General features: G+C 51.1%; 8 protein-coding genes and 1 pseudogene. 5 read left to right on the top strand and 4 right to left on the bottom strand.

Features of this window, described 5'->3' with window-relative positions; all coding sequences use genetic code 11:
* Positions 1-145: 145 nt before the first annotated feature.
* A complete protein-coding gene (gene fmt / locus HMPREF0673_RS09940) occupies positions 146-1,120 on the top strand; it encodes a methionyl-tRNA formyltransferase (protein WP_007901695.1) in 975 nt (324 codons plus the stop codon).
* A 26-nt stretch (positions 1,121-1,146) separates the two neighbouring features.
* Here fmt and HMPREF0673_RS09935 read toward each other — a convergent pair whose 3' ends face one another.
* Positions 1,147-2,781, bottom strand: a complete 1,635-nt coding sequence (locus tag HMPREF0673_RS09935) for a DUF6377 domain-containing protein (protein ID WP_007901694.1) — start codon at positions 2,779-2,781, stop codon at positions 1,147-1,149.
* Between the two features lie 273 nt (positions 2,782-3,054).
* Between HMPREF0673_RS09935 and HMPREF0673_RS09930 the strand changes: the two are divergent.
* Together HMPREF0673_RS09930 and HMPREF0673_RS09925 are read left to right on the top strand one after the other, a co-directional pair.
* Positions 3,055-5,315 (top strand): annotated as a pseudogene (locus tag HMPREF0673_RS09930) (TonB-dependent receptor).
* Between the two features lie 18 nt (positions 5,316-5,333).
* Entirely contained in the window at positions 5,334-7,514 is a 2,181-nt protein-coding gene (locus HMPREF0673_RS09925; RefSeq protein WP_007901688.1) for an alpha-galactosidase, read from the top strand.
* A 143-nt stretch (positions 7,515-7,657) separates the two neighbouring features.
* On the opposite strand, the gene HMPREF0673_RS09920 is transcribed toward HMPREF0673_RS09925, so the two are convergent.
* The 3 genes from HMPREF0673_RS09920 to rfbA form a co-directional block, all read right to left on the bottom strand.
* Positions 7,658-8,086: a BT0820 family HAD-type phosphatase gene (locus HMPREF0673_RS09920; protein ID WP_007901687.1), complete on the bottom strand. Its 429-nt coding sequence runs from the start codon at positions 8,084-8,086 to the stop codon at positions 7,658-7,660.
* 3 nt (positions 8,087-8,089) lie between these two features.
* Positions 8,090-10,666 carry a GumC family protein gene (locus HMPREF0673_RS09915; protein ID WP_007901686.1) on the bottom strand — a complete coding sequence of 859 codons (2,577 nt, stop codon included), beginning with the start codon at positions 10,664-10,666 and terminating at the stop codon, positions 8,090-8,092.
* Positions 10,667-10,745: 79 nt separating this feature from the next.
* Positions 10,746-11,624, bottom strand: a complete 879-nt coding sequence (gene rfbA, locus HMPREF0673_RS09910) for a glucose-1-phosphate thymidylyltransferase RfbA (RefSeq protein WP_007901685.1) — start codon at positions 11,622-11,624, stop codon at positions 10,746-10,748.
* Positions 11,625-11,883: 259 nt separating this feature from the next.
* On the opposite strand from rfbA, the gene HMPREF0673_RS09905 reads away from it, so the two are divergent.
* Together HMPREF0673_RS09905 and HMPREF0673_RS09900 are read left to right on the top strand one after the other, a co-directional pair.
* A complete protein-coding gene (locus HMPREF0673_RS09905; RefSeq protein WP_007901683.1) occupies positions 11,884-12,516 on the top strand; it encodes a hypothetical protein in 633 nt (210 codons plus the stop codon).
* Positions 12,517-12,642: 126 nt separating this feature from the next.
* Complete coding sequence (locus tag HMPREF0673_RS09900) at positions 12,643-12,942, top strand: hypothetical protein (RefSeq protein ID WP_007901682.1); 300 nt, start codon at positions 12,643-12,645, stop codon at positions 12,940-12,942.
* Positions 12,943-12,969: the final 27 nt, after the last annotated feature.

Below are 12,969 nucleotides of genomic sequence, written 5' to 3'. Positions count from 1 at the left end.
AGGTATGGGCATCTTGCCCATACCACGCACCCCTCCCAACCCTCCCCGTCGCGGAGGACTTAAAAAGGCCCAAGAAGGCTTAGTTCGGCTTAACCGCCGCCCTATACCGGCTTAGTTCGGCTTAAAATAAACAAAACCAAAAACAATGGAAAAGAAAAACCTCCGCATAGTGTTCATGGGAACACCCGAGTTTGCCGTTGGCTCGCTCCAGCGACTTGTTGAGAACGGTTATAACGTAGTGGCAGTCGTAACGCAGCCCGACAAACCCGTCGGTCGCCACGGATCAGTGCTGCGCCCCTCACCCGTCAAGGAGTACGCCCTTGCCCACGGTCTGCCCGTGCTGCAGCCCCTGAAGATGAAGGACGAGCACTTCCTCGAGCAGCTGCGCAGCTACAATGCCGACCTCCAGGTCGTTGTCGCGTTCCGCATGCTCCCCGAAGTAGTGTGGGCAATGCCACGCTTCGGCACATTCAACGTCCATGCAGCCCTGCTCCCCGACTATCGTGGCGCAGCCCCAATCAACTGGGCAGTCATCAACGGCGAGACCCTCACCGGAGTCACCACCTTCTTCCTCGACCACGACATCGACACCGGTCGCATCATCGCCCAGCGCCAGTTCCCCATCCCCGACGATGCCGACGTAGAGTACGTCTACGACGGACTCATGCAGCTCGGCGCCCAGCTCTGCACCGACACCGTCGACCTCGTCCTCTCCACCGACGGCAACGCCCCCTCGCAACCGCAGCAGGACAGCGACGCCCACCACGCCGCCCCCAAGATATTCAAGGAAACCTGCGCCATCGACTTCTCGCTCACAGCCAAGCGCATCTACGACTTCGTTCGCGGACTCTCGCCCGCGCCCGGCGCATGGTGCCTGCTCACCCCGCGCGATGCTCAGGCTCCCGCCCAAGTGCTTAAGATCTATAAGACAGCAAAGACCGGCGAGTCGTCCGTCGGTGTAGAAGTCGGAACACTCAAAGCCGAAAACCGTCGCCTCTTCGTCGCCACCGCCGACGAGTGGCTCGAAATTCTGGAGCTGCAGCCCGCCGGCAAGAAACGCATGGCTGCCCGCGACTACCTCAACGGCTTCCAGCACCCCGAGCACTTCCTGCTGAAGTAATCCCCTCCCGTTCCGGAGAGGATTTCTCACCCCACACGACACAGCCTGTTTATATCCTCGTCGAACGTCTCGCGGTTAACAGCCCGAGTGCGCATCGCCGACCTGTAGTTATATATCGTCTGCGTCGAGTAGAACAGCAGCGTGGCTATCTCCTGGCTCTCCCTCACACCCAAGCGCATCAGCGCATAGATGCGCGCCTCCGTCGTCAGGGTGTTAGGAGACGGCTGCGCAATCCTTCCTTCCGGAAGCAGCAGACTGTTCAGTTCGTCAACGAAACTGGGGTACAGCTCCGTGAAGGCGCGGTCGAAACGTGTGTAGAACGTTGTCGCCTCCTCCTCCGCGAGCCTATAACTATTGATAGTTTTTAGAAGGTCAGCCGTTTGGTTGGCCTTTATTTTCCTGCTCACCAGTTTACGGTACTCCATCAGTTTGCGTATGTACACCGCACTGATGTCCATGAACAGACGCATGTAGGTCTCGCGGCGATGGTTCGTCGCTATGAGGCGTTCGTTCAGTTCCTTCAACTGCCCGTTCTGCGTCTTCACCTCTCTACGGCTACTCGCCAGCCATTTATTCTGCTTGTAGCCGAAAATAGCCATTGCCAGCAACATCAGCGACAGAAAACTAACCACCGCAAGCACGCCTCTCACGATGCGCTCCTTATGCGCCAACGCCTCCTGATTGGCTGTGGCAATGATAGGCAGTATGCTCGAAATCTCGAGCATACGCAGTCGGTTGTTGTAGAATCGGGCGTCCTCCATAGAGCAGTAGATGTAGCGTGCCGCACGGTCGGCATACTTCGGGTCCTTCTCATACAGATATGTCGAGAACTCCTGCAGCGCAAGATTCTCCTTCAAAGGGCATGTTATATCCGAGATAGCCGCTTCAATAATGTACTTTTCATATCGCTGTATGTCGCCCAACTCGCGATAATAGCGTGCTATGCAGTATGCTGCCGAGGCATGCACACGGCTGTCTACCCGGCTGTTCAGCAGAGCCTTTGTGTAGAATTGCAGCAGAGCCTTGCTCATGGGGTTGGTGAGGAAAGCAATTTCGCCGCTAAGATAGGCATGCAGAGCCACATCCTTGCTGCTTGTGGCTTCCACCGTGAGCTTCAGATTCTCGAACTTCTTCTTATGGTAATAGTCCATGAACTCCGACTTCTTGCTGAACGCTTCCCAATAGTTGTACAGCCACGTGCGCGTATAGTAATAGTATTGTTTTAGCTGCTTAGGCACACCTCTCTTCTTTATATCATCAAGCAGTTCCTCCGACTGACTGTAGAAACCACCCGTAGACAACACCGCCGCACGGTTTATCTTGTTGAGCGTCGTGTAGTAGGCGTTGTTCTCGCTCTCTGATAGAGCGAGGCCGCGGTTCACATATACCATTGCCGAATCGTAATGGTATGTATAGTATTCTCGATAGATACTGTTCAGGAGTGCGAGTCGCTGCGGGATGTCTTCCACCGTTCGCAACTTTAGTTTCAGTTGGTCAATCTTCTTTTCCTTCTGCTCCGAGTACATTTCGCGCTTGTCGATATAACTGTCGAGAAGCCCCAGCAGGTCTTGCTCGCCAGAGATACTGGCTGTAGCCAACTTGGTTTGGGCTGTAGTCTGCAGTGGCAAAAAAATGAATAATAGGTATAAAAAGATGCGCATAATAGTGGGTTTTTAGTTTTAATGCTGCAAATTTAGCTAATATTATTAAGATAAAACCATTTACTTTGATAAAAAAGCCTAAATCTTTAAACGTTCTGATATATAATAAGTTATAAGTTTATATGCCTTAATTTATGTCTACTTTCATTTTACGCACACATACAATCAGCCGATATATCTTGTAACTTTGCAATCGTAAACATACACACAACGGATATGAACCTAAAACTTAAAACATTCTCATTCGCCCTCTTGGCTTCTGCCTCTACGGGCATGTATGCACAGACGCATACAGACAACAATTCAACAAACGATTCGGATTCGCAGAAGAAGGAAGAGCGCAACGTGATGCTCAACGCTTCTGACGCTAACAAACCGCGCGAGATTCAGATTGGCTTGCCGAGCGAAGACGTAACAGTATACGAGAACGGACTGCCTGCCGTTTACTCGTCGTCCGTGCATAAGCTCTCTGCCCACTGGCGCAGCGACGCTTCGCTGAAAGGCACCGACCTTATGACTCCGTCGGAGAGTGCCATCAAGACCGGCAACATCGCTTATGCTGTCTCGGCGTTCAGCGAGTTGGGCGAGAAGAAGTTCAGTGGCAAGCTCAATTACAAGGCGAACCACTTCGGTATGCAGAACTTCGACCTCAACCTCTCTGGCGGAATCGGAAACAACTGGCTCTACACCGCCGGAATGTATCAGAACTTCGACCCGGGAAGCTTCAAGCTGCGCTTCACCGACTATGCCGACCGCACGCAGATCTACCATTTGGGCCTTACGCGCATACTGAACGGCGGCAAAGGTCACATTTCTTTATTATATAAGTATTCGAATAGCAAGACCCCCGGCAACTTCGCCAATGCCGCTCCGTTCATCTACGCCGGCGACGGCAGCATAAAGAAACTTGCAGGTTTCGACCCGGGTATGGATTCATACGTGCAGCGTCAGGGTTCGTTCAGATACCTGAACACCAAGACTGGCAAGATGGACACTTGGAACATGACAGACGGCAACGACAACCGTGCCAATGAGGTGGCTTTGGTGAGCAAGTATCAGTTTGACAACGGCTGGTTGTGGAAGTTGAACGCAAAGTATATGAACGCTCCGCGCGCCAACTTTGTAGACTACGGCGGCAGCACCATCTCTGAGGTTGCTGAGTCTGATGGCTACCAGCTTTCTGACGGTTCGGCTTATAGCGGACTTATCGAAGGCAGACGCACTTGGCTGCACATCGGCAAGGTGAGCAACGCCCTCCTTACCACAGAGGTGAGCAAGCAACTGAACAACCACAAGCTGATGATTGGTTTGAACGAGTGGTACTACCACCTCAACTACTATTCGTCTTCGTTCCAGTGGGCGGGCACTGTTGAGGCTTATCCTCGTACGCTGAGCCAGATGTACGTCAATCCGCTCGACCCGACACAGACTGCACACCGCTCTGAAACCTTCGGCTACAACGAGTTGAGTCCTGAATATACAAAGGGTTCGGAGAACAAGCTCGCTCTCTATTTCACCGACGAATGGCGCATCACTCCTAAGTTCAAGCTGTTCTACGGCGGACGTCTCGAATACTATCGCATGTCGGCAGACCAGATTTCTGCATCACGCTTCCGTGGCTTCCATCTCGGCAACTTCAATACGTATTCTACAGCCGCAGACGGATCTATCGTTGCCACAGAGCACAGCATCGCACCAGCCAATGTTACGAAGAACAAACTCAACTATGCTGCTACATTGCAGATGACATACAACGTAACAAACAAGTTCGGTCTTACTGCCGACGCCACCATCGCCACACGCTTCCCGCGCATCAGCGAATATGCCGGCACCGGTCCTACGGAGGAGCAGTACAAGCGCGTGACCATTCCGTTGGTTCGCGGTGGTATCTTCTACAAGAACTCATGGCTCGACCTCTCGTCGATGGTAACATACATCTCAAAGTCGAACAATATCGACCAGCAGAACCTCACCAAGCCTGGTACCTCTGAGGGCAAGACCGTGTTGCTCATCTACAACATCCAGACATTGGGTTGGACAACGTCTGCCGAAATCAACCCGTTCAAGAACTTCCACATGCACGCTCTCTTCACCTATCAGAAGCCGGTGTACAAGAACTACAATGCAAGTGTTACGTTCAGCGACGGTCAGACTATGAGCGTTAATGCCAACAACAAGATTGTGAAAGAGATTCCGCAGGTGCTCATTGAGCTTGATCCGAGATACGACATCACGAAGAACCTCAGTGCTTGGCTCAGCTTCCGCTACTTCGGCAAGACATACGCCAACCTTCAGGAGGCACTCTACTTCAACGGCACTGGGAGACATTCGGTGGTGTCAACTGGAATGTGAACAAGAATCTGAGTCTCGGTGTCAGCGTCATTAATATCTTCAACGAGAAGGGTGCCAAGGGCACAATCAGCGGTTCGGAGCTTATCACAAAGGATGAGGCAGGCAAGTATGCCGGCAAGTACATGAGCGGCAACTATCTCCGCCCGTTCACCGTAGAGTTCAACGCAAGCATTAAATTCTAATAAAAAAACCATACGAAAATGAAGAAAACTATTATGCTAATCGCAGCAATGTGCATGACTTCTGCCATCACATTCGCTCAAGAAATCATCCGTGTGTCTACCGAAAAGACCGACCTCGTGATGAAAGTGTCGCCAAAAGGCCGACTCTATCAGGTCTATATCGGCGACAAGTTGCAGAATCCTGCCGACTATGAGAACCTTAAGTGGGATGTTTATGCAGCTTCTGACGGTGCTGTGTGCCAGCGCGGTCATGAGGTGTATGCCACTTCGGGTGCTGAAGACTACTTCGAACCGGCTGTAGCCATTACACATGCCGACGGCAACATGACTACATATCTCTATTATAAGTCGTCGGAGCAGAAGGCTGTGAAGGGCGGCACTGAGACTGTCATCACACTTCAGGACAAGGTGTATCCGCTGACAGTGAAACTCCACTATGTGGCTTATCCGAAGGAGAATGTGATAAAGGCATGGAGCGAGATCTCTCACAAGGAGAAGTCTGCCATCACACTCTGGCGCTATAGCTCAACGATGCTCTACTTCAAATCTTCAAAGTATTATCTCACTAACTATCACAGCGACTGGGCTAAGGAAGGTCAGCCCGAGACAACCCAGTTGAGCACGGGCAAAAAGATTATAGACACAAAGCTCGGCACACGCGCCGCTATGCATGCTGAGCCTTTCTTCGAGTTGGGCTTTGACGAGCCTGCTAAGGAGAACGAGGGCAAGGTGATGCTCGGAACGATAGGATGGCCAGGTAACTTCCGTTTCACCTTTGAGGTGGACAACGTCGGCGCGCTGCGCGTCATTCCTGCCATCAATCCTTACGCTTCCGACTATAAACTGAAGGCAGGCGAAGTGTTCACCACTCCTGAGTTCATCTTCGCGATGAGCGACAACGGTATGGGCGAGGCTTCGCGCAACTTGCACGACTGGGCTCGTCAGTATCAGGTGAACATGGGCATGGACGACCGTCTCACGCTCCTGAACAACTGGGAGAATACAGGCTTCGACTTCAACCAGCAGAGTCTTGCCGAACTGATGAAGGATGCCAAGGACCTTGGTGTGGATATGTTCCTGCTCGACGACGGATGGTTCGCCAATAAGTATCCGCGCAAGGACGACCACGCCGGACTGGGCGACTGGGAGGCTACAAAGAGCAAGTTGCCGGAGGGCATACCGGGCCTCGTTAGAGATGCAAAGAAAGCAGGTGTGAAGTTCGGTATATGGATTGAACCGGAGATGGTGAACCCGAAGAGCGAACTGTTTGAGAAGCATCCTGATTGGGTCATCTTACAGCCGCAGCGCGACACATATTACTATCGCAACCAGCTCGTGCTCGACATCTCTAATCCTAAAGTGCAGGATTATGTGTTCGGCATCGTCGACCGCATCATGACCGAGAATCCGGAAGTGGCTTACTTCAAGTGGGACTGCAACAGCGTGATAACCAATATCTACTCGCCATACCACAAGCAGAATCAGGGCAACTTCTACATCGACCACGTTCGTGGCATTTACAATGTTCTCACACGTATCCACAACAAGTATCCTAATCTGCCGATGATGCTCTGCTCTGGCGGTGGCGGACGTATGGATTACGAGATGCTCAAATACTTCACAGAGTTCTGGTGTTCTGACGACACCGACCCGTACGAGCGCATCTACATCCAGTGGAGTCTCTCGAAGTTCTTCCCCACAAAGACAATGGGCTCGCACGTCACCAACTGGAACAAGAACACATCCGTAAAGTTCCGCACCGACGTATGCAGCTCATGCAAGTTGGGATTCGACATCGACCTCAAGTCGCTCTCTGCCGACGACTACAAGTTTGTGCAGCAGGCTGTAAAGAACTATAACAGCATGAAGCCGATGATTCTCGAAGGCGACCAGTATCGTCTTGTTTCGCCGTACGAAGGCAGCCACTGCGCTATCAACTACGTGAGCAAGGACAAGCAGCGTGCGGTGCTCTTCGCCTACGACCTGCATCCGCGCTATAAGGAGCCGCAGCAGAACGTGAAGCTGCAGGGTCTTGATGCCGCAAAGATGTACACCGTGAAGGAGACAAACCTCATGCCAGGCAAGCAGTCAGACTTGGAGTGCAACGGCAAGCAGTACAGCGGAGACTATCTGATGAAGATCGGTCTGAACGTCTTCACACCGCAGGACGGCACAAGCCATGTGTTGGTGCTGGAGTAGAAAGACAATGTAGTAGTAATGATATAATCTAACAGATGTTTTAACGAAAAAGACCATGTCGGTATTCCGGCATGGTCTTTCTTTTTGTTTGTAAGTCCTTATATAGACAAACCTCAATGTTCTTCGTTCAGAGTGCACCCAACCTAAAAGAAGCCCCACTTCTTCTTGCGTTTCGGGGCCTCCGTCCGTTCAAAGCTGCTGTTGCGCTGAGCCAACACCTCCTCCCACGTGCTGCGTTCTCTCACCATCTGATAGATAGTACCCCAGTCGGGCAGACCCCCTATGTTGCGGTCGTCGATGAAGAGGTCGGCTTTCAGCTTGCGCGAGAACGTCTCGTGTTCCCTCCGCTCCTCCGGGTAGTCGCGGTTCACGGCGTAGAACTCCACGCCCCGCTCCCTGCACCATTCCACTGCCTCGTCCAGCAACGCACCCTCGCGCACGCTCCACAGTATCAGCTTGTGGCGGTCGCGTATCAGCATACGCAACGTCTCCGTGGCGAAGGGCAGCTCCCTGCCGATGGCAGGGTATTTGTGCTCCACGATAGTGCCGTCGAAGTCAACTGCTATAACCATTGTTTACTTACGCTTTATAGAGTCATCGTTCTTGTTGCCGTAGTTGCTATCGCTGTAGTTGCCGTAAGCACCATAAGAGGTATATGTGCTGCCATAACTTCCGTAACTTCCATAGCCTCCATACTTGCTGCCATAGCCACCATACTTGCTTCCGTAACCGCTGTATCTGCCGTAGCGTCCGTACTTGCCATACTTGCCGTAGCCGTAGTAGTAGCCATACTTCTTCTTCGACATATCGATGCCGTTGATGACGATGCAAATCTGTGGCAACTTCTTCTGACTGCTCAGCGAGTTGATCAGCTCGAAGCTCGACTTCGGAGTGTAGTCGGCACGACACATATATACCGTAAGGTCGGCTATGCGTGCAATCACCACCGTGTCGGTGACGAGACCCACAGGTGCCGTGTCCACGATAATGTAGTCGTACTCCTTACGCAGTATTGCGAACACCTTGTCGAGCGATTCTCGCGACACAAGTTCTGCAGGGTTTGGCGGGATAGGACCTGCAGGCATGATGTCCAGGTACTTGTTGACTCCCGAATTGGTGATGTTCTCCAGTATCTCCTCGCGTGTCGGATTTTCGTGCACGAGCAGGTTCGTTATGCCTATCTTCTCCTTGTTCAGTTCGAAGAGTGTGGTGAGTCGTGGCTTGCGGATGTCAAGACCCATGACCAGCACCTTCTTGCCCAGCAGCGCAAAGCTTACTGCGAGGTTCGCCGCCGTGAACGTCTTTCCTTCGCCCGATGTGGTAGAGGTGAACATGATTACCTTCTGGTCTTCCTTCAGCATAAACTGAATGTTCGAGCGTATCGAACGGAACACCTCTTCCATGACGTTGTTCTTGTTCTCATGCACCACGATGTCAGCCTTTGTCTTTACCGACTCGCTGGCAACGGCTACGTCGCCGATGATAGGCAGCTCGGTGAGGCGTGCCACGTCGTCGTGTCCTTCTATCTTGTAGCGGAAGAAGTTGATGAGGAACAGAATACAGCCAGGTATAGCAATGCCTAATACTAAGGCAATGAGCAGAACCATGTATGTCTTCGGACTAATCTTTCCTAAAGATACGGGGTTGTCGATGAGCTTACCCTTGTCGGCTGTTGCGGCGAGCGAGATAGAGTTCTCCTCGCGCTTCTGCAGAAGCATGAGGTACAGACCCGACTTCACTTCCTGCTGACGTCCAATCTGTGTGAGTACGCGCTCCTGCTCGGGCGTCGAGTAGATCATGCTCGAATAGCGGTTGTACTCTTGCAGTATGGAGTTGCGCTGTATCTTTGCGTTGCGCTGCACCTGAGCCATTGCGCGGCGAATACTTGCTGAGAGGTCGTCGAGCTGTGCGGTGAGCGGAGTGATTGTAGGGCTGTTCTCGTTGGCACTGCGCAGCAAGCGGTTGCGCTCCATCACAATCTTGTTATAGTCGTTGATGAGCGTAGAGGCGGCTGCGTCGCTCAGACCCACGTTCGACGGCAGTGTCTGATACTTGTTGCTTGGGTCGTTGATGTACTCCTGCAGGCTGCGGAGCAGCTCTATCTGCATGTCCATATCGGCAAGCTTCTGTGTGTACGAGTCGGTGTTCGTGTAGCCTAAGGCTCCAGTCGCCTCCGGGCTTACAATCTTATACTGGCGCTTTGTTGCCTCCAGATTGCCCTCTGTTGCGCCCAGCTCGGTGTTTATCTTCTCCAGACGCGAGTTGATAAACAGCTCTGTACGCATGGCTATCTCGTTCTTGTCCTCATTAGCCTGTTTGTTGTAGCTGAAGACAAGCTGTCTGAGGTAGTCGTTGGCACGTTGTGGTATCTCGTCGGTAAGGGTGAGACCTGCGATAGATGTGTTCTTCGACAACTGGCTGACATCGAGCGAACCGCTATACTTGCCTGCAACCATCTTCGGCGGATAGATGGTCACGAACTCCTTACGGTTGGCAGGCAGCTGGATACCGGAGTTGCTGGAGAGTGTTATTGCGCCAACACTTGTGTTGATAGTTGCCGGCAGACTCTCGAATATGCGGTCGATGGAGTACCACTTCGATGGTTTGTCCGGGTTCTCTGGTACATAGGTGTACGAACCCACAACACGCAGCTTGTCGCCCTCCTTGCCAATGGTGAGTTGGATAGGCATCTGCAATGTTGCGATGTGGGCAGTGTCAAGGTCTACGTTGATGGGTTGGTTCTTGTACAGAAGGTGGTCTTTGATGCGTCCTTCCATTGTGTACACGGTGTAGAGTTTCAACTCGGTTACGGCTTCGCAGGCGAGTGTCGACGATTTCAGTATCTCCATCTCGTTATCGATGCCAGTAGAGTTGCTCATTATGCCGAGTGTTGTCGAATTGGCAATATAGCTTCTGCTACCACGTCGTCCGTTGTCTTCATCTTCTTTGATGAGCAGTTTTGCGTACGATTGGTATATTGGTGTGGCGTAGCGCAACTTTATGGCAGCTGCGCTCAGACAGATGATAATCGAGAGTACGAACCATTGCCAATTCAGAACCAGTGCTGTGAAGATGGTTCTAAAGTTGAATGAAGAGCTCTCCTCGAGTTCTTGTTGTACGTTGTTTGTTCCTTGGTTGATGTTCTCTTCCATTTTCTTTTCTTTGCGTTGTGTATCTAAAGCGTGTTTGTTACGTTTGCTTATTTGTTTGAGCTTCGCTTAGTGTTAGGTGTTACTTGCCTTCAGCGAGTCGCAGCAGGTATTTGCCGTATTCGTTTTTCACCATCGGTTGTGCCACTTCTACGAGCTTTTCCTTGGTTATCCATCCCTTCTTGAATGCTATCTCTTCGAGACAAGCCACCTTCTGTCCCTGGCGTTTCTCAATCACCTCGATGAAGGTGCTTGCTTCCGACAGCGAGTCGTGTGTACCGGTGTCGAGCCATGCAAATCCGCGCTGCAGTGTCTGCACTTTCAGCTCGCCGCGTTTCAGGTATTCCTGGTTGACGGTGGTTATCTCAAGTTCGCCACGTGCGCTTGGCTTGATGTTCTTGGCTATCTCTACCACGCTGTTCGGGTAGAAGTAGAGTCCCACCACGGCGTAGTTGCTCTTCGGATGTTCTGGCTTCTCCTCGATGCTGAGGCAGTTGCCCTCTGCGTCAAACTCAGCCACACCGTAGCGCTCCGGGTCGTTCACGTAGTAGCCGAATACTGTCGACTTGCCGTCGCGTTCGACGTTCTGCACGCTTTCGCGCAGCAGTTTAGTGAAGCCCGCACCGTAGAATATGTTGTCGCCTAACACGAGACACGCGCTGTCGTCGCCGATAAACTCCTCGCCGATGATGAACGCCTGCGCCAAACCGCCCGGGTAGGGCTGCTCTGCATATTCGAAGTGTACACCGAAGTCGCTACCGTCGCCAAGCAAACGCTTGAAGGCTGGCAGGTCGGTGGGGGTGGATATGATCAGGATCTCCTTTATATCAGCGAGCATGAGCACTGAGATAGGATAGTATATCATCGGTTTGTCGAAGATAGGTATGAGCTGCTTACTAATACCTTTGGTGATGGGGTAGAGGCGTGTGCCCGAACCGCCGGCTAAAACGATACCTTTCATATTTGTTAAATGCTTTAATTGTTCAACAATATTCTATTGATATAAATATAAAGTGCACAAAGTTAATAATAATAAGTCAGAAAATATGCTTTTATCTGCTGATTTTTGAAACCTTAATTCGTAAAATAAGAAAAAAGTCGGCATTACTTGGCGGTTATGTAATTTATTTGTAATTTTGCATAATATAGTTTAAGTTGGCATCGTGGATGTAAAACTGACGCGTGTGCTGATTTGATGTAATAAACAAATTAAATATTTTATGGGATTTTTTTCAAAACTATTCGGAAAGAAAGCTGATAACGATAAAGCGAATGGTATGGAAAACTACATGCAGCTTGTGCGTGTTTACTTCCAGGCCTCAATAGCTGCAAACGTAGGTATTGCCAACCTTGCAATGCTCCCCGACCTGCGTGTGTTCAAGTCGACGCTCCACGTTCCGACAGTGAATAACAAACTCGGTGTTGGTGAGAAGAGCGCATGTCGCAAGATGCTGCGCGACATATACGGCGTTGACGACAACTTCTTTAAGGAAGTGGATGCAAGTATCCGCAAGAACTGCCGCAAGCTGCAGGATGTGCAGGTGTATCTCATTCAGTTCCAGAACTTCACGCAGGACATCATGATGCTCATGGGCAACCTTATGAAGTTCAAGCTCCGCCTGCCCTCGTTCTTTAAGAACGCCATCTACAAAATGACCGAGAAAACCGTGGCTGACATCTTCACAAAGAACGATTATAGCGATGCTGCCGTGATGAAGGCAGTTGTGGCTATACGTCAGTACGATCAGCGTTTGGGCTTCTCGCAGAAGTGGATTACCGACTTTGTGTTCCAGGTGGTAATGCTTGCCAAGAAGGAGCCGAAGGCTGGCGCAGACGACGAGCAGAAGAAGTAATGTGGCATGTTCTGGCGTAAAACACGTTTCGTCAGATTAAAAAACTCGTAATAGTTTTGCCATATTCGTAAAAATAATATAATTTTGTGGCGTAGTAAATATACGCCAATAGTCAAAACGCTGTATATGGAAGCTGAATCGAAAACTATCAACCAGTTTGCGACGCGTGTCAGGCAAATGATTCTGCAGTACCAGAGTGTAACGAAGCAGAACGAAGACTTGTGTCGTCAGGTGGCAGAGCAGCAAGAACGTATTGCGAAGCTCGAGGCTCAGCTGCAGCAACAGCGCAACGACTACGAAAGTCTAAAATTGGCACGAATGGTTGAGATCACCGATGGTGATATGCAGTCGGCGCAGAAGCGTCTTGCAAAACTCATACGCGATGTTGATAAGTGCATAACGCTCGTCAACGAGAAACAAGAATAACCATTCTTGCGCCTTAAAAACAACTTC

The sequence above is a fragment of the Leyella stercorea DSM 18206 genome (assembly GCF_000235885.1).
Taxonomy (GTDB): Bacteria; Bacteroidota; Bacteroidia; order Bacteroidales; family Bacteroidaceae; genus Prevotella; species Prevotella stercorea.
This window is presented reverse-complemented; position numbering and strand designations above follow the sequence as displayed.

Bases quoted from the DNA above. Each gene is read 5' to 3' on its own strand.
- fmt (WP_007901695.1), top strand. From the start codon at position 146: ATGGAAAAGAAAAACCTCCGCATAGTGTTCATGGGAACACCCGAGTTT.
- HMPREF0673_RS09935 (WP_007901694.1), bottom strand. From the start codon at position 2,781: ATGCGCATCTTTTTATACCTATTATTCATTTTTTTGCCACTGCAGACT.
- HMPREF0673_RS09925 (WP_007901688.1), top strand. From the start codon at position 5,334: ATGAAGAAAACTATTATGCTAATCGCAGCAATGTGCATGACTTCTGCC.
- HMPREF0673_RS09920 (WP_007901687.1), bottom strand. From the start codon at position 8,086: ATGGTTATAGCAGTTGACTTCGACGGCACTATCGTGGAGCACAAATAC.
- HMPREF0673_RS09915 (WP_007901686.1), bottom strand. From the start codon at position 10,666: ATGGAAGAGAACATCAACCAAGGAACAAACAACGTACAACAAGAACTC.
- rfbA (WP_007901685.1), bottom strand. From the start codon at position 11,624: ATGAAAGGTATCGTTTTAGCCGGCGGTTCGGGCACACGCCTCTACCCC.
- HMPREF0673_RS09905 (WP_007901683.1), top strand. From the start codon at position 11,884: ATGGGATTTTTTTCAAAACTATTCGGAAAGAAAGCTGATAACGATAAA.
- HMPREF0673_RS09900 (WP_007901682.1), top strand. From the start codon at position 12,643: ATGGAAGCTGAATCGAAAACTATCAACCAGTTTGCGACGCGTGTCAGG.